At 41.2% G+C, this 26,046-nt stretch carries 19 protein-coding genes and 1 pseudogene; 7 read left to right on the top strand and 13 right to left on the bottom strand.

Annotation, left to right across the window (positions count from 1 at the left end):
* Window positions 1-84 precede the first annotated feature (84 nt).
* Window positions 85-315: a PLDc N-terminal domain-containing protein gene (locus OWEHO_RS12510; RefSeq protein WP_014202851.1), complete on the top strand. Its 231-nt coding sequence runs from the start codon at window positions 85-87 to the stop codon at window positions 313-315.
* An 88-nt stretch (window positions 316-403) separates the two neighbouring features.
* On the opposite strand, the gene OWEHO_RS12505 is transcribed toward OWEHO_RS12510, so the two are convergent.
* The 6 genes from OWEHO_RS12505 to OWEHO_RS12480 are packed head-to-tail and all read right to left on the bottom strand — an operon-like array spanning window position 404 to window position 8,686.
* Entirely contained in the window at window positions 404-1,759 is a 1,356-nt protein-coding gene (locus OWEHO_RS12505; RefSeq protein WP_014202850.1) for an NAD-dependent succinate-semialdehyde dehydrogenase, read from the bottom strand.
* Between the two features lie 12 nt (window positions 1,760-1,771).
* On the bottom strand, window positions 1,772-3,247 hold the full coding sequence (locus OWEHO_RS18740) for a biotin carboxylase (protein ID WP_014202849.1): 1,476 nt from the start codon (window positions 3,245-3,247) through the stop codon (window positions 1,772-1,774).
* Between the two features lie 18 nt (window positions 3,248-3,265).
* Window positions 3,266-6,007 (bottom strand): aminotransferase class I/II-fold pyridoxal phosphate-dependent enzyme, encoded by a 2,742-nt coding sequence (locus OWEHO_RS18735; protein ID WP_014202848.1) that lies wholly within the window; start codon window positions 6,005-6,007, stop codon window positions 3,266-3,268.
* A 3-nt stretch (window positions 6,008-6,010) separates the two neighbouring features.
* On the bottom strand, window positions 6,011-6,418 hold the full coding sequence (locus OWEHO_RS12490) for a VOC family protein (RefSeq protein WP_014202847.1): 408 nt from the start codon (window positions 6,416-6,418) through the stop codon (window positions 6,011-6,013).
* A gap of 1 nt (window position 6,419) precedes the next feature.
* Entirely contained in the window at window positions 6,420-7,370 is a 951-nt protein-coding gene (locus OWEHO_RS12485; RefSeq protein WP_014202846.1) for a carbon-nitrogen hydrolase family protein, read from the bottom strand.
* Window positions 7,367-8,686 (bottom strand): aspartate aminotransferase family protein, encoded by a 1,320-nt coding sequence (locus tag OWEHO_RS12480; protein ID WP_041628246.1) that lies wholly within the window; start codon window positions 8,684-8,686, stop codon window positions 7,367-7,369. The genes OWEHO_RS12485 and OWEHO_RS12480 overlap by 4 nt, the downstream gene beginning before the upstream one ends.
* 487 nt (window positions 8,687-9,173) lie before the next feature.
* Between OWEHO_RS12480 and OWEHO_RS12475 the strand changes: the two genes are divergently transcribed.
* The gene (locus OWEHO_RS12475; protein WP_014202844.1) at window positions 9,174-10,145 is read left to right on the top strand and encodes an NAD(P)-dependent alcohol dehydrogenase; all 972 of its coding nucleotides are present in this window, start codon (window positions 9,174-9,176) and stop codon (window positions 10,143-10,145) included.
* Between the two features lie 296 nt (window positions 10,146-10,441).
* On the opposite strand, the pseudogene OWEHO_RS18655 reads toward OWEHO_RS12475, so the two are convergent.
* The 5 genes and pseudogenes from OWEHO_RS18655 to OWEHO_RS12445 form a co-directional block, all read right to left on the bottom strand.
* A pseudogene (locus OWEHO_RS18655) lies at window positions 10,442-11,284 on the bottom strand (Abi family protein).
* 355 nt (window positions 11,285-11,639) lie between these two features.
* A complete protein-coding gene (locus OWEHO_RS12460) occupies window positions 11,640-12,740 on the bottom strand; it encodes a phytase (protein WP_014202843.1) in 1,101 nt (366 codons plus the stop codon).
* A gap of 27 nt (window positions 12,741-12,767) precedes the next feature.
* Window positions 12,768-13,763 (bottom strand): hypothetical protein, encoded by a 996-nt coding sequence (locus OWEHO_RS12455; protein ID WP_014202842.1) that lies wholly within the window; start codon window positions 13,761-13,763, stop codon window positions 12,768-12,770.
* A gap of 20 nt (window positions 13,764-13,783) precedes the next feature.
* Window positions 13,784-16,486 carry a TonB-dependent receptor gene (locus OWEHO_RS12450; protein ID WP_014202841.1) on the bottom strand — a complete coding sequence of 901 codons (2,703 nt, stop codon included), beginning with the start codon at window positions 16,484-16,486 and terminating at the stop codon, window positions 13,784-13,786.
* Between the two features lie 157 nt (window positions 16,487-16,643).
* On the bottom strand, window positions 16,644-18,284 hold the full coding sequence (locus OWEHO_RS12445) for a tetratricopeptide repeat protein (RefSeq protein ID WP_014202840.1): 1,641 nt from the start codon (window positions 18,282-18,284) through the stop codon (window positions 16,644-16,646).
* 185 nt (window positions 18,285-18,469) lie between these two features.
* On the opposite strand from OWEHO_RS12445, the gene OWEHO_RS12440 reads away from it, so the two are divergent.
* The 4 genes from OWEHO_RS12440 (at window position 18,470) to OWEHO_RS12425 (ending at window position 22,019) form a co-directional block, all read left to right on the top strand.
* The gene (locus OWEHO_RS12440) at window positions 18,470-19,009 is read left to right on the top strand and encodes an SMI1/KNR4 family protein (protein WP_014202839.1); all 540 of its coding nucleotides are present in this window, start codon (window positions 18,470-18,472) and stop codon (window positions 19,007-19,009) included.
* Between the two features lie 256 nt (window positions 19,010-19,265).
* Window positions 19,266-20,339 carry an ArsO family NAD(P)H-dependent flavin-containing monooxygenase gene (locus tag OWEHO_RS12435; RefSeq protein WP_014202838.1) on the top strand — a complete coding sequence of 358 codons (1,074 nt, stop codon included), beginning with the start codon at window positions 19,266-19,268 and terminating at the stop codon, window positions 20,337-20,339.
* A gap of 195 nt (window positions 20,340-20,534) precedes the next feature.
* Window positions 20,535-21,221 (top strand): formylglycine-generating enzyme family protein, encoded by a 687-nt coding sequence (locus OWEHO_RS12430; RefSeq protein WP_014202836.1) that lies wholly within the window; start codon window positions 20,535-20,537, stop codon window positions 21,219-21,221.
* A 111-nt stretch (window positions 21,222-21,332) separates the two neighbouring features.
* Window positions 21,333-22,019: a hypothetical protein gene (locus OWEHO_RS12425; RefSeq protein WP_223252689.1), complete on the top strand. Its 687-nt coding sequence runs from the start codon at window positions 21,333-21,335 to the stop codon at window positions 22,017-22,019.
* A gap of 255 nt (window positions 22,020-22,274) precedes the next feature.
* On the opposite strand, the gene OWEHO_RS12420 is transcribed toward OWEHO_RS12425, so the two are convergent.
* Complete coding sequence (locus OWEHO_RS12420; RefSeq protein ID WP_014202834.1) at window positions 22,275-23,801, bottom strand: GH3 family domain-containing protein; 1,527 nt, start codon at window positions 23,799-23,801, stop codon at window positions 22,275-22,277.
* Between the two features lie 135 nt (window positions 23,802-23,936).
* On the bottom strand, window positions 23,937-24,782 hold the full coding sequence (locus tag OWEHO_RS12415; protein WP_014202833.1) for a hypothetical protein: 846 nt from the start codon (window positions 24,780-24,782) through the stop codon (window positions 23,937-23,939).
* 247 nt (window positions 24,783-25,029) lie between these two features.
* On the opposite strand from OWEHO_RS12415, the gene OWEHO_RS12410 reads away from it, so the two are divergent.
* On the top strand, window positions 25,030-26,043 hold the full coding sequence (locus OWEHO_RS12410) for a WG repeat-containing protein (protein ID WP_083828006.1): 1,014 nt from the start codon (window positions 25,030-25,032) through the stop codon (window positions 26,041-26,043).
* Window positions 26,044-26,046: the final 3 nt, after the last annotated feature.

The following is a 26,046-nucleotide window of genomic DNA, read 5'->3' as shown; positions in this document are numbered from 1 at the left end:
ATAGACAAAACCACACCTGTAGATTAACCACCTACAGTCGGCTCAAGCTCATGAAGCTTAACAATTAAAAACAGGGGAATTACTATGATCGAATCAATCACCAGTGCAATTATTGTACTCGCCATTTCGCTTCTTATATGGGCACTTTTAGACTTGGCTTATTCACTTTACAAAAATCCTGATACAAAAACCCGATGGGCTTATGTAATCATTTTTGTTCCAATTGGAGGGCCTCTTTATTATTTTAGAGTTGTGAAAAAAGCACAACTTGAGGGCAAAGAGTTCAACTCAAGTTTTGACAAGGCTCAGATATAAGCCTAGGATTTTTTTATAATTATCAACGACAAAGCCCGCAAAGAATCTTCCTTGCGGGCTTTGTCGTTTTTATATATCTTACTTCTATCTATTTCACATAGACAGTCTTACGGTTTACAAATTCCATCATTCCATCTTTGGCAAGCTCACGTCCAAAACCTGAGTTTTTAGTTCCTCCAAACGGCAATCTAGGATCCGATTTTACAAGTTCATTTACAAAGTAAGCTCCATCGCTCACCTCTCCTGCCATGCTTAAGGCCTTCTCAATATCTTCAGTACATACTGTAACGCCCAAACCAAAATCTGACTGCTCAGAAAGCTCAAACGCATGCTCTATGCTTTTAGCTTTTATCATGGTGGCCAATGGCCCAAAAGTCTCTTCTTTGAATGCCGGCATCTCAGGAGTAACATTACCAAGAACTGTAGGCTCATGATAACATTCTTTTTGATTTCCACCATGTAGTAATTCCGCCCCTAAAGCCACTGATTCATTAACCTGGCGGTTCAGTTCATCCGCCAAATCCTTACGTGCCATGGGGCCAATTTTGGTATCTTCATTTAGCGGATCACCATCCTTAAGGTCTTTTACAGAAACCGTAAACTTCTCCACAAACTCGTCATAAATTCCTTCTAATAAAATGAAACGTTTGGCTGCAATACAACTTTGCCCACAGTTCATCATACGAGCGGTAATAGCAGTTTTTACAACCTTATCAATATCCGCATCCTCCCAAACGATAAAAGCATTACTACCTCCAAGTTCAAGCAAAGACTTCTTCAAGTTACGGCCAGCAATTTCGGCTACAGCTGAGCCCGCACGCCCACTTCCCGTAAGGGTAATTGCTTTTACAATATCATCCTTTACAATCTTATCAGTTTTGTCGTGATGAATAATCAAATTCTGAAACACACCTTCAGGGAAACCGGCTTTGGTAAAAACCTCTTCAATCATTTCGGCACTGCCAAATACATTTGCAGCATGTTTGAGTAGGCCTACGTTTCCAGCTGTGAGGGTTGGAGCAGCAAACCTAAATACCTGCCAAAAGGGAAAATTCCATGGCATTACAGCAAACACAGCCCCTATCGGGTCATGTCTTACAAAGCTTTTTTGAGCATCCGTTTCAATCACCTCATCTTTCAAAAACTCCTGGGCATTTTCAGCATAATACTCGCACACCCAAGCGCATTTATTTACCTCGCCCCTTGATTCGGAAATAGGTTTACCCATTTCCAGCGTAATCATTTTAGCGTATTTCTCTACGTTTTCCTTTAGCACTTCCCCAGCCTTTGACATCAATTTGGCTCGCTCTTCCAATGGTACTTTTTTCCATTTAGTGAAGGCCTCTTTTGCTAATTTTAATTTGGCATCCAAAGCAGTATCGGACAAGCCTGTGTATGTCCCTACTTCTTCTCCATTGTAGGGATTAATACTTTTAAATTCCATAATGTTTTCTTGCTATTTTGTTAAGGTTCCACTTAGGTTCCCTTTTTTCCTTTTGTCTTTTATAAGCTCACTCACATACTGAGCACGAATACCTTTTATCCAATCTTTGGCACGTGGAACCAGCTCGAAATCGTCCGTCATCATACGGCCTCGCGATACCAAAATCCCCATATCCGCACCTTCGTACAAATAATCCCCTTGGCGCGTTATGCGCAAAAAGAAGGCTTCACTCTCGCTTTCCACGGCACGCCTGTGTGTGTCCATCCTATCAAAACGAATGTGACCGTTATCAAACATCCTCCAAATTCCAGACCTCGGAGCACTACTTACATATTCAATGGTATCCTCGGTGTGCTTAATAATTAATTGGCTCCAGCCATCAATGTTTTCCTGTTTCCCCCAACGGGCATTCAAGCTTTTAATGCTTAGCTCGTAGTCAATGTCCATCCACTCTAAAATGTGAAACACGAACAATGGCGCATCTGCCAAAGCAAAAACCGCATGGTTGGTAATAGAGCTCGCCCCAGTTACCCTCGGGTTTAATTCACCCAAATATACCTCGCCATTATCCTGATCAATTAAAAAGTCAAGCTCAAAATATCCTTTGTAACCTTCCTCTCTCAGTTGGTCACCAAACAGCCTTGTATACTTTCTTGCCTTATGGCGAATGGTGTTTGTAAAGGCATTTGGATAAATCTCGTTTCCACACCAGCCGCCTTTGTATGGAGTCAAATCTTTAAAACCTACCAACTCCGTCATCAAGGGGGCTACAATGGTTCCGTGTCTTGTAACACAAGCTTCAATAGCAGCACCTTTACAGTTGATGCGCTTCATGATTTTCACCTCATCTTCAGCAACAATTTCCTCCTCATGCTTTTCAAATTCTTCTTCATTTGTAATGAAAAAAGTAGTGTGTCCAGAATCACCAAAAGGAGTTTGAATTACAAGGTCGGTTCCTAAATGTTTGGAAACCTCACATAGGTGTTCATAATCTTTTACATTGGACAAAACATAAGGTACACAAGCCACTCCAGCCTTTTCGGCCAGTCGATTTGTATTTACCTTATTGTCCATAAAGGTTCGCATCTTGGCTGGTGGAAACATAATTTCCAATCCCAATTTATCCGCTAAATCCTCCGTTTTTTCATCAAACATTAAAAACATGGCTTTGCCAGCCTTACCATCCTTACTTCTTGTTTTCAAGTAATCCTGCACCTCGGGGTGCTGAAGCATATAATTGTTGATGTCTTCAATACTTTCAAAGTCGTCATGTGGAATTTCCTCTTTTGGTGAAAACACGTTTGGGTGCAGACCATCAAAGCACTCGATATAGGTGATGTATTTAAAACCTTTTATCCACTCATCCGCGCCAAGCAAGTTGAAGTTGGTGGCACTTATAAAATATAGTGGCACCTCATTTTTATGAAAATACCTTCTTATGTCCGATATACCTTTTAGCGGTTTTGTGGAAGTCTTCTTCTTACTCATCTTGTACGATTTGATTTTTTATTTCGGTTTATAGGTTCCTTTGGTTTGCTTCATACCAATTGATGTGGTGGTTTTATGACGATCGAGTACACTTTGCTTAAATACCCTAAGGCCTAAATCTGCTCGATACCCATGAATTTCAGATACATCTAAAGCCAGCAAAAACTTGATTATTTCTACACTTACCACCTGGCCTGGCACCAACACAGGAAATCCTGGTGGGTAGGGAATGACAAATGAAGACGCCACCAAAACTTGATTCAAGGCCATAGCTTCTAAGCACTCATCTAGCGGTATATATTCGTAGTTTTCTTCATTATAAACTAAGAAATAAGCTTCGCGCAAATTACCACCAGGCACACCAGGCACAGCTTGAAAAGATTCATGAAAATGACTAAAATCCGGCAGGGGCGGTACCTCACAAGTAAGTGAATGAATTCGTGCATCACGTATTTTCACCTCTGCACCACTCAATGCTTTTATATCCTCATCTAATGCCGCGGCTATTTTCAGAAGAGAGTTCACCAGATAAGTAACACTCCCTCTGGTGGTACCAATATTGGTCATAAAAAGCACAGTATTTCTGGAGGTTTTATTAATCTGAATATTAAACTTATCCATCAAATACTTATTCTTGAAAGTATCTCCATCAACCCCAGTCTTCCCAATATTCAAAGTGATTTTGGTAGGATCAAGAATGAATTCATCTTTCTCCCAGGCCTCTTCAATTCTACTCCACCCAAGTTCCTTATCGTAATATTCCTTAATTCCGGTTTCGCGATGCTTCTCAGGTATGAAATCCTGTATAGTAAGCACCTCAAAATACTTATGTAGTTCTGGGGTATCATTAATCTTCGCCCGAAGCACCATCGCCAGTTCCAAGCTTTTCTCCACCAGCTCAAAGCCTTCAAACTGCACCTGCCTCCTGCCGATGTCAAGCGATGCCAGCATTTGGTAATTTGGAGATGTGGAAGTGTGCGTCATGTAGGCCTCCAAAAAGGTGCTTTCACTTTTCCTTTTAAAATCTTCATCCCAAATATGAATCATCGAACCCTGACGGAAACTACTCAGTGTTTTATGGGTGCTTTGAGTAGAATACACCCGAATTTTCACTTTGTCGGGATCAGGGTAAAGTGAGCATTCACCTTCCGGCAAATCCTTAATGTATTGCTTGTAAAACCTTTTATACTTATCGCTATTATATTTTCGGTAAAGGTTTCTGGCCACAAACATACCCGTACGTTGCTTATACAGGTAAGAAAATCCCGCAAAGGCAAACCAGGCTTCATCCCAAAGAAATATCATATCCGGCTTTATAGCCAAAACCTGCTCCATCACTCGCTGCACATTATACACCAATCCATCAAAGGTGCAATTGGTAAGCAGCAGCATTTTTACCTTATCCAGCCTTCCTGCAGCTTTCAGTTTTAGAAGCTTTTCTTTTATTTCCTCAAGCGGAACAGCTCCATACATGGAGTATTCTTCGATAGGGTATGAATCCAGGTACACCGGAAAAGCACCCGAAAGCACCAATCCGTAATGATGTGATTTATGACAATCGCGATCAATCATCACTACATCACCAGGCTTTACCAGCGCCTGCATCACTATTTTATTGGCGGTAGAAGTACCATTGGTAACAAAAAAAGTACGTTTAGACCCATAGGCATCACTCGCCATTTCCTGCGCTTTTTTAAGCGGGCCAGTTGGTTGAAGCAATGAATCCAATCCACCAGTGGTTGCCGATGTTTCTGCCAAAAACATATTCCTTCCATAAAAGTCTCCAAAGTCTTTTATCCATCTGGATTTAAAAACCGAGTTTCCCCTCGAAATGGGCATAGCATGAAATACACCTGTAGGCTTTTGGCTATACTTTTTTAATGCTGAAAAGAAGGGCGCTTCGTACCTTTCTTCAATGCCCCGCATTATAGTGAGGTGAATTTCCTGAAGGTCTTCTTTTCTATAAAAAATGCGGTTAAACGCACTAATGGTCTTATCCTTTAAATTTCCTAAAGATGTATCCGTAACATAATATGCATCCAGCTCGGGCCTAAACTGACGAATAAGCCTTCCTAAGATAGGACCCAATTCATACTCAGGTCTGGAAGAAAAATCTAATTTTTTTACATACTCAATGTAGGGCTTAACCTCCGGTTCAATTCCTTTTGAATAATAAGAAGGTGCATAACGCACAACTACAGCCTGAATATTAAAATTGAAAAGTAAGGCGATCAATGCATCTTGAAAAGAACGCTTTACCACCACGCCATAAGTGAATTGATCATTAGGATTGCGAAGCTGAGCCATGTCCACACGCAAGTCCAACTCTTCCTGCTCTGTCATTTCCTCTACAAAGAGTACTTCAAAGTAAGTTTTACTTACACCTTGATTACCCGTTGCATGCTGGGTTTGCTCATTCAGCAAATCCTCTTCTAAAAACCGGGGGTTACCTCTGTAGCTATCACTTACCAGCTGCTTTACATCTTCAGCCACGTTTCGTGCTAACTCTCCGTATCTTCCGTCCTCCAATTGCTGTGAAAAGCTTTTCATTCGGTGGAAACCAGGAAAAGCAAAAAACGACTCTACAGATTCCAACTTCCGCAAATATTCTTTCACCTCCTTTATATGGCTCTTTTGATTTGCTGAACCGTTGTTGCAGCGTGCCAATTCGGTGGTTTCATTTTTCAGCCCCGTCCAAAAGTCTACACGAAGTTGACCAATATTATAGTATGGGGCACTTATTTGCTTCTTTTTAGTCACAACTTAGTTTTTTGAGTGTAGCGCGAGTTTATTCCCTTCAGAGTCTATGAAGATAGCAAAATAGCCAGATTCTTCATTGATTAAAGTTTTGGGTAAAACCACGCGCCCGCCAGCTTCTTCTACACGGTTGAGCACCGTATTAAGATCCGCTCCTCCATTTAAGTAAACCAAAGGACCTTTTTCGCTTGGGGTAGAGCCGGGACCACTCACAATGGCCCCTCCAATACCTCTATTTGCGGGAAACCAGGCCATAGAATGCTCCACGGAAAAATGAGTTTCCATTTCTATTCCATAGATATGATTGTAAAAATTAACCGCATTTTGAAAATTGACGGCTGGTATTTCAAACCAACTTATAAAGTCCTTCAACCGGCCCGGTGCCTTTCCTTTACTTGAAGTAACTGATCCCATATTATTTTGGATTTAGTTGCCCATCACCCTTGTATCCAACTAGAGATGCGGCTTGTTCATGATCGTATCCGTCTTCAATAATTTTTAGCTCTGCCAGCTTATCCATGCGAGTAGGCTTAATAAGTGGACCCAATGAATTTAAATAAGAATGATCCGCTCCAGGTTGGTAAATATTAAAATCACCAATGTGGTCACGAAAGCTCTTGAGAGGCTGTCCTAAACGAAGAACACCTAACTCACGGCTACGCTTTACGCGTTCCATATCTATCTCTATTGGGAATATTTCCTCTGTACCTCCTGACTCGTGAATAAACCTTCCGTCAGGGCCACACACTACGGATAGCCCACTACCACCTGTGTCCAAACCGTTCACATCAAAAAAGAAGCATTGATTTACAGCTGCCATTGCCAGAGCTATAGAACGCTCAATTCCGCGATCAATCGTTCCTGTCAAGGTAGGGTGAAGAATGACCTCCGCACCCATCACTGCCAGTGTTCTGATGGTTTCTGGAAACCACATATCGTAACAGATGGAAACTCCAAATCGACCGACATCCGGCACATCAAACACACAGAACTCGCTACCTGGAGTTACGCCCACTTCATAAGGGTAAAACGGGAACATCTTGCGATATCTCGTTACTACTTCTCCTTCGGGGTTGATTACAGTTGCCGTGTTGAAAATCTTTCCTTCACTCTTTTCAAAAATAGATCCCGGTAAAAGCCAAATTCCATGCTTCTTAGCCATGGCTCGCATTTCTTGCTCAAACTCCCCTGGAACTTCCTGGGCATTGTGGGTAAGTGGACCATGCGCGCACAGCTCACTAAACACCACCATATTTACCCATGGATAAAGATTCATGGCAATGTCCAACTTCAGCTTCATCATTTCTACGTTGGACGCTACTGCGGAAACCTTCATTTGGATTCCCGCTATTGCAAATGGTTTCATATTGTTTTGGCCGAAGCCTTTTTAATTTCTGATTCTAAAATATCTAAACCTTGATTGAGCTGGTCGTTAGTGATAACCAGTGGTGCCAATACTCGAATTACATTTTTGAACGTTCCGGCACTCAATAGAACAAGGCCACGCTCAGCACAGCCTTTTATTACCTCGCTACAGATCTCCGCATTGGGTTTTTTGGGGTCTCCATTTTTCACAAATTCAATAGCCACCATGGCTCCCAAACCACGCACATCTCCTACTTCTGAACATTCACCCATTATCCTAAGGAATCTTTCACGTATAATGTTCCCTACTTCCGTACCCCTTTCATTCAGATTTTCATCTTTCATAAACTGAATGGTAGCTGAAGCTGCAACACAACTGAGTGGATTACCAATATATGTTCCTCCGATTGTTCCGGGAGCAGCTGCGTCCATTACCTCAGCACGGCCCAGAATTGCCGATATAGGCATACCTGAACCCAAAGACTTAGCATAAGTGCTGATGTCTGGTTTTACATTATAATGTTGCCAAGCTGCCCATTTACCCGTTCTTGCAAATCCACTTTGAATTTCATCCAGAATAAGCATTATGTTATGCTTGGTGCAATATTCACGTAGCCCTTCCAGATATTTTGGGGGAACCACATTAAAGCCACCCTCACCTTGCACGGGCTCCAAAATGATAGCCGCCAAGTTTTCTGGCTGCACCAGGTTGTAGCTGCTTTCGTGAAGTCTATGAAGTTCATTTTTCACAAACTCATCCATATCCTTCGCTTCACTATATCTGTAAAAGTTTGGAAAAGGCAATCTGTAAACCTCAGGTGCAAAAGGGCCACATCCGGTTTTGTAATTGATTTTACTAGTGAGCGTCATCGCCATCATGGTACGCCCATGAAAAGCGCCTGTAAAACAAAGCACACCTTGCTTACCTGTAGCCTGACGCGCAATCTTGATAGCATTTTCTACCGCCTCGGCTCCGGTACTCACAAGCATAGCTTTGGTCTTTTCGCCATGTGGCAAAATTTCAGCTAACTCCTCACATAGCTTAATATAAGGCTCGTAGGTCACCACATTAAAACTAGTATGGATATACTTAGCTGCTTGTTCCTGAATGGCTTTCACCACAGGCTCAGGGCAATGGCCCGCATTTACCACACCAATACCTCCAGCAAAGTCAATCAACTCACGGCCATCCTCATCTATTATTATGGCACCCTTGGCCTCGCGTACCGTGGCGGTATTAAACACACCCACGCCATTCGCCACTACATTGCTTCTTCTTTCCAGAAGCTCCTCCGATTTTGTTTTTACCAGTGTCATCCGATTAAAATTATTTTTTTGAATTGGTTTTAATTGATCAAGCTCACTCATTTGAAGCAAATACATCGCTAGAGCAAAGTCCCGCTTGGATCTTCACTAGCTTTCATTTTCTTTATGTAAATAATGAACGTGGTCAGGAAACAGCTCCACTATTTTGTGCAGCAAGCGAATCTTGAGTTTGATAGTACTAATGACCCTTGATCAACGGTTTTAAATATATAAAGAAATTTCCCACAATATCAAGGGTCTACAACAATTTGTTGAAGACAATTTTAGACTCACCTTTAAGCCCAAGCCTAATTCTTCAAACCAAATTCAGTGAAAGTGTTTATTAAAAAAGAAGCTTTTAAAAACAGACTCTAAACCCTAACTTCGAGCCGCAAGTATTTGACCCCGAATACTTGTACAACCGAAACCCTACAATTCGACTAAACCACAAGAGCAGCGAGCTTTCCGGCAGCTGCTTCCAAAAACCCCTATAAGCATCATGGAAAAGATGAAAGCCGCAGTTTATACTGAATATGGACCTTCCAGCAATTTAACATTACAGGAAGTACCAAAGCCCGAACCCAAGGCAAATCAAGTGCGAGTAAAAGTACACGCTGCCGCGGTGAATGATTATGACTGGAGCGCAGTACGCGGCAAACCAAACGTTTACAGGCTGATGTTTGGTTTTACAAAACCCAAGCGCCCTATCCTTGGTATGGAAATGTCAGGAGTGGTGGATGCTGTAGGTTCATCGGTGCAATCGCTCAAAGTAGGTGATGCCGTGTATGGCGATATTTCGGATGATAATTTTGCCGCTTTCGCGGAATATGTTTGCGTGAACCCAAAGGTGCTTACAACTAAGCCAGAAACTTTGAGTTTTGCTGAAGCTACCGCCTTATCACACGCCAGCATGCTCGCCTACCAAGGGCTTTTTGATTGTGGAAACCTGAAAGAAAACCAAAAGATACTGATAAACGGGGCTGGTGGCGGAGTGGGCACTTTTGCTCTGCAGCTGGCCAAACTGCACAATGCCAATGTAACAGGCGTAGACACAGGCAATAAATTGAACATGATGCGCAACCTTGGCTTTGACCATGTAATAGATTACAAGAAGGAAGACTTTACAAAAAGTGGGATTGAGTACGACCTCATTCTGGATGCAAAAACCACGCGCACACCAGCAGACTATTCAAAAGCCTTAAAACCACGAGGAGAATATATAACCGTGGGTGGTGATGTAAGCAAGCTTTTAGGGATTCTTATAAAAGGGCCGTTTTACAAAAAGAAGATGCGCATACTAGCCCTTAAAGCCAACAAAGACCTAGACTATATGCACCAACTAATAGCCGAGGGAAAACTAAAATGTGTACTTGAACCCAAGCAGTTTACCTTAAGCCAGGCCGGAGAAGCCGTGCAGTATTTTGGCGATGGCCTGCACGAAGGGAAAGTGATTATAAATATTGCGGAGTGATTATATTGCAGGGGAACATATTAGGAATATAAACAACATATTGTTTAGCCCTTAGTTGGCAAACTTTAAAGAATGGAAAAGGGGTACAGCCAAAAATCCCACTTTTATTGTATTGATTTTACAATATTTAAATAAGAAGCCTGAAAAAAGTGGATAACCGAGAAATTGAGACCCCTAAAACATACAGGCATAAAAAAACCCAGAACAAAGTCTGGGCTAGATTTCATTATAGTGATACGCTAAACCATGTTAGTCGCACACTCTGATGCAAATGTACGCAATAAAACACAATCACACTATTTAAAGTGTATATATCCAATTTCATGTTTCACAATCTCCTCAATTTCAGGGTTTGACGAGAACTTAGCGAAAACCATATTAAGCTTTTCATGCAGCTCCTTTTTTCTGTTTTCACTTATTTTACCCACGAAATACGATAGCAGTCTCAAGTGGCTATCAAAATTCTTTGGAACCTTTTCATTGTAAGCAACACCCTCAATTGTAGGCAATGTATGATTTCCCCTGTAATCGAATAACACACTACCATGCGAGCAAGCGTTTCTTAGATCGATCAAACTCCTAATCGCAGTTCTGAAGTGATTAGTTTTAAAAAATTCTGGATAATCTCGAGTGACCATCTTTCTGTCCGAGTCAAACTTTAAGTTCTGAAAAAGCCCTAAAGTTTGTCCAAAATCAAAAAACTCAATTGTTTTCCAGGAAGGAGCATAAGTATCTTCAGTATATTTATCATGATGATACCTTATCGGCTTATTCCAAAATTTGAGGTTCTTATAAATACTGGTGTTAAACTTATCTACCTACTCCTCATTCATTACATTCTTATCGCAAAACCAAAGCGGATCGTCCTTATACTTTCTGGATAACCTATATATAATCTTTGATCGAAAATTTATTTCAGTTCGATGCAGAAACCTAAGGAGTAACAACCTTAACTCATAATTCAAGTAATATAATTGAACAATTGTCGAAAACTTGGTGCCTTCCCTAAAATGGTGGTCTTCTTTATCCGATCCATTATCATACTTTAAATCGAAACTTCTCCAATAAAACCCCAACCTATAATAACCTATATCGCCAAGAATGTCCTTAATCTTTTGATCTTCAAAATCCAGAATCATTCCACGATCTTGAAGAATTTGAATTTGTTCATCTATTGTTGTAGATAACTTGCCATTTTTCATCGTGTGAAAATAAACAAACCCAATAGAATAAAAACATTTGCCAACATTACCTAAACGCAATGCGGGCAGTAGGTAAACCCGAAGGGGCTAATCCCCTATCCCGCGAAAGCTCCGCTTTGGTATTTTTATGATTAAGTTTAAAATCCAAAACCACAGCTTTGGCTCCCAGCCGTGCACGATTGAAAACTATCGCTTTTCAATCCCCCACTGCGCATAGCCGGGCCGTTCAAAAACCAAAAAACCCCCACCAGCCTCTGCCGATGGGGATTCATTTTAGAATTTAAAAAGACAACTACTTTTTCAGGGCCTCTAAAATATCCTTCATGCTATACAGGTGAAATGTCTTTCCTTCTGACATAGCCACCAATATTCCTTTAGGGTAATCTTCATTAAGCGGCTGGCTCACTATTTCTATACCATCCGTTTCCAAAGCTTTGTAAGCTGCATAGCCAAGCAATGGATGATTGTGGGCATCGTTATCAGCTCCTTCTCTCGGAAAAGCGGCCAAGCGGGTAGCCTGCTGATCTGACACGAAAATGATACCCTTGCCGCCTTCTGTTTTGTAGATGGCAATACCTTCATTGTCATCCGCAAATTTTCCTTCGCCAAACATGGCCAGTTCTTCATTCCCTTTAGCAGGATCAGCGTAGTACTTGCGCACACCTACATTTTCATCACAATAATAAATGTAGCCCAACTCATCGTCTACAGCTATGGCTTCAATTTCCTTTTTGCCACTGTAAGCTCCAAACTTGCGAACCAGCTCTGCACTCACACTTTCAGGAGAATTAGCGGTAAGCTCATACTGCCACAAATAGGTTCCATCGGTTGGGCCATTTTTGCGACCTACTATCACATATACTTTTCCGTCAGCCGGGTTTCTATAGCTACTAATGCCCATCAAGTCACGAAACTCTTCACCTTTTTCGCCTACAAAAGCGTCAATGCCACCATTGTCAATAGGCATCATATCAGGCAATCGGTATACACGAATCTTGTGCGTAAAACGCTCCGCCACCACAGCAATATCAATAGTCGAATCACCTGCCATCAATCCGTATTCTACATCGGAATTGTTTGGTCTTTGCAGTGAATCCACCACTTTGTCGGCTATAATTTTCCCTTTTAGATCAAAAGCAAAAAGAGCCCCGTTTTCGTCTTTGTCCGTTCCAAATATGATGCTCTTCGAAGCATCTTTTGGGTTTACCCAAATAGCAGGATCATCCGTATCAAAACGCACCTGATCACTTACGTAAACCGGTTCCACCACTTTTACTACTGAAGTACTATCCTCTTGAGTAGCCGTGTTTCCGGCTTCTACATTTTGCTGGCAAGCTGCTGCGCTAATGGCCAAAGCTGCAATGGCCACTGTCTTAAAATCTATCTTTATCACAATCTTTTAATTTTCTATTAATACTATCTAGCGGGTGTAGGTTAAGGTAACTTCCCCTGTTTCCAAATCTTCGCATTCCAGCGTAAGGATCAGGTTATCACCATTAATCTCAAAATTCCCTTCGTATGTAAACTCTTCCACTGCTCCGTTGTCAGCTTCAAGCTCTACGATAAACACAATATCGCCAGTAAGCTCATCATCGGTCAATTCTTCAAATTCACCTTCTACACTTACTTCTACATTACTAAAATCAGCGGGATCGCACTCATCAGCTTCCTCTTCTATTAGCACCGTTTTGAACTCGATGTCCTCCAGAGAAACCTCCATTTCAAATGCATCGATATCGGCCAAATCAAGGTCCGCCAAATCTTCGTTCACCACTCCAAATAGGGTTATTAACATATCCAGATTTTGCTGAGTAAGATCCAATTCATACTCCCCAAAAATCAGTTCATCGTCAAGCACCTTATACTCAAACTCTGTATCTGTGTTGATCACCACCTTTTCTGAAGTGTTGCTATGACCTAGCACCTCAACCACAAAACCACGATCGTCACTTACCACATCATCGTCAAAAAGTACGTCATCAAGTTCAAACTCCACTTCCACTTCTTCTACCCCTGCAGGGAATTCAAAGCTAAATTCACCTGTGCTCAAATCGTAAGTAACCGTAATATCAGCCTCGGTGCAATCATCAACTTCATACAGCGCTTTGATATCCAAAATATAATCACCCAGGTTACTAAAACCTTCAGGGCCCTTTATCATACAAGTGATGGTGGCTGGCTGGCTAAGCGTTGGTGTAATTCCACCAATCTCCTCTCCTGTAGGATCCATTCGATCAGTAAAAGTGAAGGCCATTGTAGCTTTGTCATCATCTTCTACATTTCCCTCTTCGTCCGCATCCAAAACTATTTGGATGGGCATATCTTCTGGCGAAGTTGGCGTGACCACGTCTTTATTTTCTTTGCTGCATGCCGCGAGTATGGCCAGCATCAGCGTGCTGTAAATTATCTTTTTCATCTCCTAAATTTCTTTGTTGATTACAAATCGAATTTCACACCCACGCGAGTCCACCATGAGTAATACTCGCGCTGAATAACTACATCCTCACTACCCTGATACGCTTCAAAAGGCTGGTTGGTAAGGTTCATTGCTTCTACAAACACTCTGAATTTTGGAGTGATGGTGTAGGAAGCTGAAACATCAAGCTGGGCACGGTTGGCGATATAAATATCTTCCGCCTCTGAACTTCCAATCTCTGACAAGTACGACCCGTTGAAGTTTACCGCCACACGAGCTGAAAACTTCTTATTTTCATAAGCCAAAGCCGCATTACCCAAATTTGCTGCTTGCCCTGGCAAAGCCAAATCTTCTGTATCATCAGCATTGGAAGAGCCTCTGGCTTGAATTTTTGCATTTGAATGCGTGTAGGTATAATTCAAATAAACATTGAAGTTTTTCCACAATCCCGGAAGGAAAGCCAACTGCTGCTGATAAGCCAGCTCCACACCATAAATATTAGCCTGCTGCCCGTTTTGCGCTTGCGTAATGTCAACACCTGTAGCAATTGGGTTAACCGCAGTAAGCGGATAGCTTGCATTGAAAATAGTGCGGTTGTAAATAAAGTTGTTCAGATTTTTGTAAAACAAACCTCCTGAAAGCACACCCACACTTTTGAAATAATGTTCTCCCAAAAGATCAAGGTTAAAAGCATCAACCGGTTTTAGTTGTGCATTTCCAACGGTCGCTTCATTGTCCTCTAGATTTGCCTCCTGTGCAGGTACAATTTGTGAGAAGTTGGGGCGAGCATACGAGAAGGTAGCGGCCGCTCTAATGTTGGTGTAATAATCCAAAGCATACTTAAAATGCAGCTGTGGCAAAATGTAGTCGTAGTCCGTTCCGCCATCCTGCGGGATGATTGCCTCCAAATCACCAGCCGCATCAATCACCACATCGTTTGATTTGTACTCCACTTCGGTGCGCTCATAGCGAACACCTCCAAGCACGGTAAGCTTATTAAACTGCTGGCGCGCCATCACATAAGCTGCAATTACATTTTCGGTAGCCTCAAAAGCTTCCACTGCTTCGTCAATAGCCTTGTCTTCAGTTTGCAATTCAAACTGAGCAGGATTGTCATTGAAGTAGGTAATGAAGTTACCCATATCCGGGAATGCCGCAAATTCATAACGGTCTCCCAAAAAGTTTTTAGAGGCTTCATCTTCTTCAAAAGAATCCGCTCCGGGTACGCCACCAAGGTCTTCGTACTTATTATTTACTATGGTAAATGACTTGTCTTTAAAACGGGCTTTTGCACCAAATTTCAAAAGACCTTCATTTTTTCCTGTTTTGTAAGGAATCCCAATATTGAATTTACCGGTAAGGTTTCTATCCTCGGCTAAGGTGTTTCCGTTTTCAAATTCGTCAAAACCATATTGTGAATTGTCTAAATATCCCGGAGCATCAAGGCTCGGATACTCTCCCGAAAAATCAAGATTACTTGAAATATCTCCTACAAAAGTCAATTCATTATCATAAGGAGTGTTTTGCTCACCGTAAGAATACTGTGCTTCATAATCCACCTGAATACGCGGAAAATTGTGACGAGCACCAATGTTTACCGTGCTTATTGTTTGTGATTCAAATCGGTCTTTCAAAGCCATCGACACCTCATCATCCTCAGGTGCAAAAACGTAACGTCTTCTCCATTCGCGATCAGTAAAACGTGTATACAAACCTTTTACATAAACTTCCGTATTTGGGTTGAATTTGTAATCTATGGTGCTACTAAAGCCCGTACGTGTTCTGGTAAGTTCATAGTCGCGAAGCTCCATTTCATTGTCAAAAGGCTCGCGCTCCCAGTTGTCCGATCCTAGCTCATTTTCATAATAACTGGCGTTGAGCAACACACCCAGTTTATTGTTTTCTAAAAAGCGCTGACCGTAAGAAAGTGACCCTTGAAAATTTGGTGTTTGACGAAGGTTGTTATAACCACCCACAAGTGAACCTCTAATTTGGGGTTTCTTAGTTTCTGCGGTGCGTGTAATCAAGTTTACAGAACCACCAATCGCATCTCCATCCATATCAGGCGTAAGTGATTTTGTAACCTCCATGGAAGCTAGCTGATCTGCAGGAATTGCATCCAAGGCTACAAATCGCACATCCGCTTCAGGCGAAGGAATCTGCTCCCCGTTTACACTAATATTGGTAAACTGTGGCGCCAATCCACGAACAAAAACATAACGTCCTTCTCCTTGGTCGCGCTCAATGTTTACACCCGAAACACGCTGCAAAGCCTCAGCAGCATTAGGATCTGGAAAACGCCCCATTTGATCTGAAGCTATCACATTCTTAATGTTATCCGCAGATCGCTGTTGGTTAAGTGCTTTTGATTGCCCTTGCAGATTTCCCGTAATGGTTACACTATTCAGCTGCTCATATTTAGAAGAAAGAACTACATCTTCCACCAATGTTTGCCCTGCCTTTAGGGTTACCGTACGCTCCTGGTCTTCATATCCTATAAACTTAAAAACCAAGGTGTGCTCACCTTCCGGAAGGTTAAAGCTGTATTGCCCTTCCAAATCGGAAGTGCTTCCGGTAGAGGTTCCCTTAAGGTATACCTCAGCTCCGGGAAGCGGCTCTTCATTCACCGCATCGCTAATTTTTCCTTTTAGAATAGCCCCTTGTCCCATCATTTGAAACATGGCCCCGCACCCCAAAAGAACAGTGCATAATAATCTTTTCATTAATACTTTGATTTGTGATTTAGTACGGGGCAAAGGAGCGCACTTAGGGTTGTGTGAAGGTTAATTACATGGCACAAAAAAGGCAACATGTGTTTTAAAAAGCATTAAAAAAAGGCAACATCGAAAACAGGATACATCGCTTTTAATTGTTTTTATTTCAAATACTTAGAATGAATTTCCGGAGATTATCACCCTGGTCAATGTTAAGTTTCTTGCGTAAACGATAACGAGCCACCCGTAAACTGTCTGTGGAAATCCCCAAAAGGCTTGCGATGTCTTTTGATCCTAAATTGATTCTCATCAAGGCACAAATTCGAAGGTCATTTGAGGTGAGCTCAGCACTCCCTTTTTTTAGTTTATCAAAAAAGCCCGAGTGAACCTGCTCGAAGCTTTTTCTAAAATCTTCCCAAGACTTATCGTGGTTAAAACTGTAGTTAATTTGGTTGGCGATGTACTTTACCTTCTTCTGCGTAGCAGCTGGCACTTCACTTTCTATTTCGTAAATATCCTCTCGTAAAGCTTCCAGCAACTTGTTCTTTTCAATCAATTGAAGCATCCTTGAAGCCAATGCTTTTTGACCCAGTTCCAATTCCAGCTCTAAATGTTTTTCCTGTAGTTGCTTATGCTCAAGCTCCATCTTTAGCTGCTCCGCCTGCAATTCAGAGTTTTCCAATGCTGCTTTGTGCAGTGCTTTCTCCTGATCCATCAGTTGCTGATTCTTTCGGATTTTTAGCCTTTGCCTGCTCACCACAATTCCGCCAATAAGCAGCAATGAAAGCCCGCCAGCCATCATGCCGATGCGCTTGATTCCTTCAATACGCTGCTGGTTTTCCAGTTCGATTATCTCTGCATTTTTTCGCTCCAGATCATAAAGCGTTTGCAACAGCGCCACTTGTTTTCCCGCTTCCTGCGAATACAGCTCTTCATAAAGCTGGCTGCTTTTATCCAAATATTGATAGGCAATCTTGCTCTCGCCACTGTCCAAAAACACTTTGCTCAAATCGCGCAAAGCAGAACTTTCCTGATAACGAAGCTCCAGACTTTGAGAAATCTCCAAAGCACGGTGGGTAAAGAAATAGGCGCTATCCAAAACACCCATCTTTCGGTAGCTATCGCCAATATTATTTAGGTTTCCCACAAGAGCCACTTCGTTCTTTAAGGCACTATTGAAGCTTGCTGCTTTGCTAAACCAATGTCTGGCTTGAGCATAGTCTTCCTTATCCTCCAAAATACTTCCAAGATTCTCATATACCCGGGCTACCCCTGCCGAATCTCCAAACTGCTGATGAAGCTTCAGCGCTTTATTTTCATAAAACCAGGCCGTATCGTATTTCTCAGCTTTTTCATACATGTGCCCCAGCTGGCCATACACTTCGGCTAACCATTTATTGGCACCTGTGCGCTCATAAAAGCTCTGCGCTTTTGTAATAAGATCGAAAGATTTGTCGGGCTGTTTTAGGTAGTAATACACCTTGGCGAGCTCCAACTGATTTTGGGCATGTCGGTCTTCATCATGACTTTCCATATAAATAGCATCCGACTCATGGTAATATTCCATGGCCTGCATAAAGGCCCCTTGATCGTAAAATATCTTCCCCAGTAGCTGCAAAACTTCTGCCTCCAGCAATTGATCTTCTTCAAGCTCGGCAAGCTTTAAAGCTTTGGTAGCACTCAGGTATGCCTCTTCGGGCGATGATTTTTCTCGAAGAACAGCTTCTTTATATAAACCACGAGCATTTTGGCCGAAGCCAGCCACAGTTCCACATATTAATAGAACAAGAAGTAAATATTTACCCACCTAAAAGTTTTCGGCAAAAAGATGAACTACATGTAAATTGAACATTAAGCCTGTCTTACTTTGACTTAACAAAGCAAGCTACATTATGCCTGCTAGATTTGAAGAGTGATTATATTGCAGAGAAAATATAATAGGCCATAAATCAAGTTGGTTTAGCCTTTAGTTGAGCATCCTAGAAAAACACTTTGGACAAAATAATTGACAAATATCTGGATGAAATAATCACTCTTGACTTAAATTCAAGACCGATTAAAATAGAACCTGAAATGGCAGATAAAAATGCTGACCAATATCAGGAATGGAATAAATGGTTTCCGATAAAAAGTACAGTAACTGATAAAGAGTTGCAAGAGTTAGAAAAAGAAATTGGATATAAACTTCCAGATAGCTACAAGAGTTTTCTAAAGCATAAGCATTTTTACGAATTCTATATTGCTGAGTGTTCTTTCTGTTCACATCCAGTAAATACGTGGCGTGTGGAATTAATGAAAATGATATTTAACGATTATCCAAGTGAAAATTTAATTGAGACAGGGAGAATTCCATTTGCCAGTTGGAGCGATTGGGGACTTTTATGCTTTGACACTACTTTAAAGTGTGAAAATTTCGAATATCCAATTGTACTTTGGGACCACGAAGTTTATGATGAGTTTCAATTACAATATGAGAATTTTGAAAATATGATGATTGAATTAGCTCAAGAACACGAAGAACAGCGCGGATAAAAGCGCTCTATAATAAAGGCTGTAAGCAATTGTTTGTTTGCGCCTATTTTGGAAATTCCAACTTGGTATGTACTTAGATAAGTAAGAGTTAATCCACGCCACTACTTCCAGCCTAGGTCTTTAAAAACACATAACCCTGATCACGCGGACTTGCAGTCCGTCCAAAGCCTCAACCATCGCCTTTCTAACGATTCCTTTTCTTCAGGATATAATTAGGTAACGCCACACTGCTCCCAAAATATTCTATTTTCGAATAATGCTTCACTATTCAGAAAACAAGATTTACGACACCATCATTATTGGGGGTGGTCAGGCCGGATTATCGGTTGCTTATTTCATTAAAAGAACAAGCTCCAATTATTTAATATTGGACGACCAGAGTGAACCGGGTGGTGCATGGCTTCACACCTGGGATAGCCTGAATTTATTCTCTCCATCACAGTACAGCTCGCTTTCTGGCTGGCAAATGCCGCCTTGCAAAAAAGAATATCCCACCAAATATGAACTCCTAACTTATTTAGCGGAGTACGAAAAACGTTATGACTTCCCGGTTTTGAGAAACACTTCGGTAAGTCAGGTTTCTAAAAGTGAGGAAGTCTTTCAAGTTGAAACGAATCAAGGAAAATTTTACTGCAAAAGCTTGGTAAGTGCAACTGGCACCTCTAAGAATCCTTTTATTCCAGCACACCCTAATGCCAACGATTTTAAAGGAAGACAAATACATTCGGTAGACTACCGAAATACTAATGATTTGATTGGCAAAAAAGTAATAGTTGTGGGTGGTGGAAACTCTGGAGCTCAGATTTTGGCCGAAGTTTCAAAAGTGGCCTCTACAAAGTGGGTCACATTAAACGAGCCCATATTTTTACCTGAACACATTGATGGCCGTCATTTATTTGCTGCAGCCAATGATAAGTATTTCAACAAACAGGCGGAAGAATCTGGTCCTAAAATTTCCTTGAGTAATATCGTACAAGTAGAAAGTGTCAGGGAAGGTTTGAAAAGAGGTGTCTTTAAGGACCACAGGCCGTTCAAAGCCTTTTATGAAAACGGTGTGATTTGGAATGATGACACCAAAGAACCATTCGATGTAATAATCTGGTGTACTGGTTTTAAAGCAAACTTGAGCCATTTAGAAAAGCTGGACATAATTGATAACAACAGGACCGAAACCAATTACACCCGCTCCGTACAACAACCCGGGCTGTGGCTGGTAGGCTATGGTAATTGGACGGGGTTTGCTTCCGCTACCATTTTTGGAGTAGGAAAAACAGCAAAGCATACTGCCAAGGAAATTGTGTCATTTCTTGAAACAAAAAAAGCAGAATGACTTGCACTCAAAATGAGTTACAAAAAAACGATATGTTGATTCTTAAAATCAAAAACATTGAACATAATTTTATCTATAGCATAAATAAATGGAGAAGTAGGACGGCTGAGGCCATCTTCAAAAATCGTGGACACGATACTGTCAGGTCTGCAGGTATAAATAGTTGGGAGTAAAGAATATTCCAGAACTTTGAATATGCATTCCCAAGAACTAAAAACTATTCACAATGATCTCATGCTCCCGATTCCCGCAGGTCAAATCACCTTAAATGATGATCGACTAAAGCAAAAATGGACGGTAGACATCGAGCATTTTTTGATGGCTAAGCACCCCGCCACACAAGAGCTATACTTTGCTGTTACCGGGAAATCACCAAGTACTTTTAAGGGGAACAACAAACCTGTAGAAACGGTTTCGTGGAAAGATGCAGCCTTGTTTTGCAATACCCTTTCTGAAATGCTGAACCTAGAAACTTACTACATTATTCACAGCGGGGAAGAAATAAGTTTTAACACCAAGGCCAATGGCTACCGACTTCCTACCGAAGCTGAGTGGGAATATGCCTGCAAAGCCGGAAGCACCGATGTCCGTTATGGTGAAATAGATCAAATCGCATGGTATAAAAAGAACTCCAATCAAAGCACTCATGGCGTTGGCCAAAAAGAACCTAATGCTTGGGGACTTTACGACATGCTGGGCAATGTGTGGGAGTGGTGTTCTGACATTTATGACGAAACGGTTTACGGCTCCTATCGAATTTTTAGAGGTGGCGGTTGGTGCGATGAAGAACGCGGTTGCATGGCTACCAATCGAAGAAGAAGCCATCCAACATCCTTCAAAATCGATGATCTCGGTTTTCGCTTAGCGCGAAATATGAAATAAGGTTCGTTGAGACTGTTCACCTTCCATCAAACATTATAGCCACACTTCACGTATATACTACAAGCCGCATTTATTTTTTGCGGCATTGTAAAATTCTATTATAATCTATAAATGTTGAATAAAGTGTACATGCTGGCTATTGCCTCCATCACGGCACTTTCAGTGCCGCACACTCCTATTCAACATTTTATAAGCACAGATAATGACACTTCTGAAACTAAGCCTGAAATGATAGTACACTTTGAAAACGTAGAAAATCAAAAAATAAAGGACAGCTTTATGGAAGTGATGGAGCGCTATGAGGCACTCCACAATAGCGAAGTTACGCTAGTGCAAGGCCCGATAAAATCTTCCACCATGCAGGCTCAGCCCGTTGTCAAGCTTTCGAATCTGTTTGGAGAAACCAAAAAATACCGAGTAAAGCTTGCTATTTTGGTGCGTGATAGTAAAGACATAAAAGTAGCGGATCTTCCGGCAGATGTACTTACCGGATGGTTTGCCCATGAGCTGGGCCACTTGGTAGATTATCGCCCCCACAGCAATTTTCAAATGATATTCTACGGTTTAAAGTATGTGTTTTCAAACAAGTTTAAAACCAATGCCGAGCATGCTGCAGATTATGTGGCTATTCGTCATGGATTCCGCGATGAGATCATCGCCACTAAGCGATTCATCCTTGAACATGATTTGCTGGACGAAACCTATAAAGAGAAAATTAGGAGGTATTATATGCCGATTGAAGAGGCGGAAGTATGGGAACATAAGCATGTTCCGGGGGCTCCAGAACCTGAGCTTTAGTTTTACTCCTTTACTTTTTTCTCGAGTCAAAAAAGTAAACAAAAAGTCCCAGGCTGCTCATCTTTTCTTTGAAGCCTAAATTTCGTTTCGCTAAAATTTAGAAACTCGTTCCGCCTTACAGCGAAACTCAAACAGTCTGAATTTTTACGCTCCACTCCTTTTGGCTTACTACAGAAAAGCTGAAAGGCCTATCCCAAACACAAACCGCACTTGCAACAAAGTATGCGGCTTGTGGCTTGTGGCTTGAAAAGTAAACTATGCTGTCTGAATAAACTCCAAAAACCCCTTCATCCTCTCTTCATTCATCACCTTAGGTGTCTTCACTTGCCCTCCTTTTTTCTTGCCCTTTGCCAAAAAATTGTGATAAGTTTCCTTGCCTATTCCTTTTACTCTAATTCCTTTCAAGGCCTTGCTGCGGGCTACTCCATAATTTTTATTCGCCTCTTTGAGCGAATCATCTAATTTCTCGGCAAAAGCATTTTCATCAATTTCCATTTCAGAAACTACCACCCATTGGTGAATATATTCGCCTTCCTCATTTTTTATGGCTGCCACCGAATATTCGTTTACCGTAATATCCAGCGCCTTAGAAACTTCCAAAATAGCATCGTCCATCTTTTCTTCAGAAAGCTGTGAACCAACCACATTTAAAAAGAACTTGGTGCGTCCGGTAATTTTTATTTCATGCGGTTCCAGGTTGGTAAACTTCACCACATCCCCAATTTGGTATCGCCAAGCACCGGCACAGGTGCTCACTATAAGAACATATTCCTGATCCAGCTCCACCTCACTTATGGTGTGAATCACAGGATTTTCAAGCAAGCCCCCATGTTCATCTACTCCGCGTTCATCAAAAGGAATAAACTCATAAAAATAGCCGTGCTCCAAGGCCAATCGCATGTCCATAGTGTTGGGATGAGCCGTATAGGAAAAGAAACCCTCGGAAGCTAAATAGGTATCAATGATGGTAATTGGTTTTCCTGAAATCGCTTCAAAATCTTTACGATAGGTTTCAAAGGCCACACCACCACTAGCATAAACGGTAAGATTTGGCCAAATCTCATGAATATTTTTCAGGTCATTATGCTCTATCACTTTTTGCAACATAAGCAACACCCAAGAAGGTATGCCGGCTATAGCCCCAATATTCCAGTTGGGAGCTTCTTCAGCAATTCGTTGCACGCGCTCGTCCCAGTCGGTGATGGAGGCTATTTCCTTTCCCGGACGATAAAACACATCATACCAACCAGGAAAATTGCTCACATTTATTCCGCTAATTTCGCCCTCTAAATGGCCGCTTTCATTTTTGCTGAGATTAGCACTACTGCTCAGCATCAGCACTTCACTTTCAAACAACTCTTCGGGGAAATCAAACTCAGGAATTGACTTTATGAGCGATGTTCCTACATCTTTCATGCTTTGCAAAAACTCATCTGTAATGGGGATGCGCTTGCTACTTTTACCCGTGGTACCACTGCTTAGCGCAAAAAATTCGGGCTTACCCGGCCAACTAATATCTGGATGCTCTTGTTGCTTTTGCCACCAAGCTTCGTGCATCTGGTGATAGTCAAAAAGAGGAACCTCCGCTTGAAAAGCTTTTATTACATCATCCGCTTTTAGCATTTCTGCAAAACCATAATACTTTCCAAAAGCAGTGTCTTTGGCTTTTTTCAATAATAGGCGAAGCTGCTTTTCTTGTTGCTCCGCAGCATTCTCATTGTCAAAACTGAGTGCGTGATTTAACTTAATACCTCCCTTTACGAGCGTTCCAAATAAGGACATCTAAAAATATGTTTGGTGATTATTTAAGCGCTTGGCAAAACGCTTTTCATGAAAATTAACCGCTCTTTGACAAATAGGTTCAATGAAGGAGAAAGTAAATTAACACACCTATTCATGTCTATTTAACTGAAAAAATCACGGTGCAAATTCATAAATAAAGCCAGCCGTCAAAGTGAAGAAATTTAACCAGTTTCTTACATAACCATCACCCGGCCCATCCACATCTGAAGTGCCAACAGCTCCTCCTCCCAGATATCTTGCATTCAAAAATGCTGTTACCGGAGCATTAAGTTCCACCCCCATCCTAAGGCTGGCATCCAAAATAGCACCAACAACTTCATTATCGCTACCATTAATGTAGCTTACAGGGGCGTAAATTCCATCTGCTTCCAGTTCCGCAAACACCCGATCACTTAAGTATGCTCTTGATTTAATTTTAAGTGCTGGCACCAACCCAACATCGCGATTAGTTCTAAAGCGGGAACCATCAGTAGATTCGAATGAAATTGTGGCATTGCGTATTTGCAATGAAGCGCCAATTGCAAACGCCCATTTATCATTATCGCTAAGAAGCTCCCTTGTGTAGCTAAGTCTGTAAAAGGGAAAGCTGTACAATAGGTTTACACCGGTATTGGCGGGAAAAACCATATCATCTACAATAAGGTCTTCCTGCAAAAGCACCTGAGACTCTAAGCGCAGAGGCTGATAGAGAAGGTAAAAAGTGTTCTTCTTATTAAATTCCAACTCCAAAGAATATCGTGAAACGGGGAACAACACATCTTGACCACCTTGATCTCGATAGTCAAAATAGGTTCCCGAATTACTAAACTGAACCTTATGGTCAATTACAGAAAGGAACCCTAACTCTGCCACCGCTCTGATTTTGAAATCTTGTGGAGTTTCAGAATTACCCCCTGACTGTGCCCATGAGCCGAGGCTAAAAAAAAGTAATGAGAATAGACCTAGTATTGCTTTTTTCATCTTTAATGTTTTAAGAGAAAAAAGAAATTAGCATTGAAATTGTTCGAAAGCTGCTATCAATTTCAAAGATTGAAAAGACTATTGCGAAGTTTAAGGAATAGAGAATCTCTGAAGGCGATTGTATATTGCAAAAGCGTTGCCTGTGTTACAAAAGCCAAAATTGCTTTTGCCAGCAAAGGTTACCGCTTAAAATATATAATGGATATAACGGGAATTCCCGTTATATCTTAGTTGATTGCAATTTGAAATGAAAATCTTTATCTACATATTAATTTCATCAATGCTTATGTCTTGTAGCTCCAAACATCTTGCTGTTGTAAAGCAAAATGGAAAGTTCGGAGCGATAAACAAGAAAGGTGCTTTTATTATTGAACCTAAGTGGGATTATATCCTCCTTGACGATAAGGGAAAACCTGCTCTTGTTGAAAAAAGTGGTTTATACGGATACATTAACCGAAAAGGAGAAATCCTAATCAATCCAAAATACAATGATGGCGATTTATTTAGTGAAGGATTAGCCCTTGTTTCAAACTTTGAAGATAAATATGGTTACATCAATATTGATGGAGATACAATAATTGACTTTCAATTTGAAGAAAATGCTTGGGGAGATTTCTCAAACGGACTTGCTGATGTTGTACTCAACGAAAAAAGTGGATACATAGACAAGTCAGGTCAATTTGTAATCTCTCCACAATTCGAAATTTGCTACCCATTCAGGTCAGACATTGCTATGGTTATGGATACAACGCATAATTTTAAACTGATCGATAAGGCAGGGAACCTATTTGAATATAACGATGAAAATATTGGGGACCGTAAAATTCTTCCACCAAAAGAAAGCTATCCAGGAGCTTTTAAGACAGAAAACGGATGTGGCAGATTAAATGACAAAGGCGACACCATAATCCCACCGAATTATTTGAGCACAGGGAACTTGTCCAACGGAATGCACATTGTCCAAGCAAAAAATAAAAAGTGGGGAGCATATGATGAAAAAGGCAACTTGGTAATCGAACCACAATTTGACGGCTTATGGCACTTTTATGAAGGTGTTGCAAACTTTAGCTTGAATGAAAAATATGGATTTGTAAACAAGAAGGGTAAAATAGTGATTGAACCGCAGTTCGATTATGCAAGTCAGTTTAATAATGGGTTAGCATATGTAGAACTAAACGGGAAAGTAGGTTTTATAGACAAAAAAGGCCAAGTTGTTATTCCACTAATTTATGAACCTAATAGAGGGACAAGATTTGAATAAAAA

It is taken from the genome of Owenweeksia hongkongensis DSM 17368 (assembly GCF_000236705.1).
Lineage (GTDB): Bacteria > Bacteroidota > Bacteroidia > Flavobacteriales > Schleiferiaceae > Owenweeksia > Owenweeksia hongkongensis.
The sequence above is the reverse complement of the archived record's forward strand: the minus strand, read 5'-3'. Positions and strand labels throughout refer to the sequence as shown.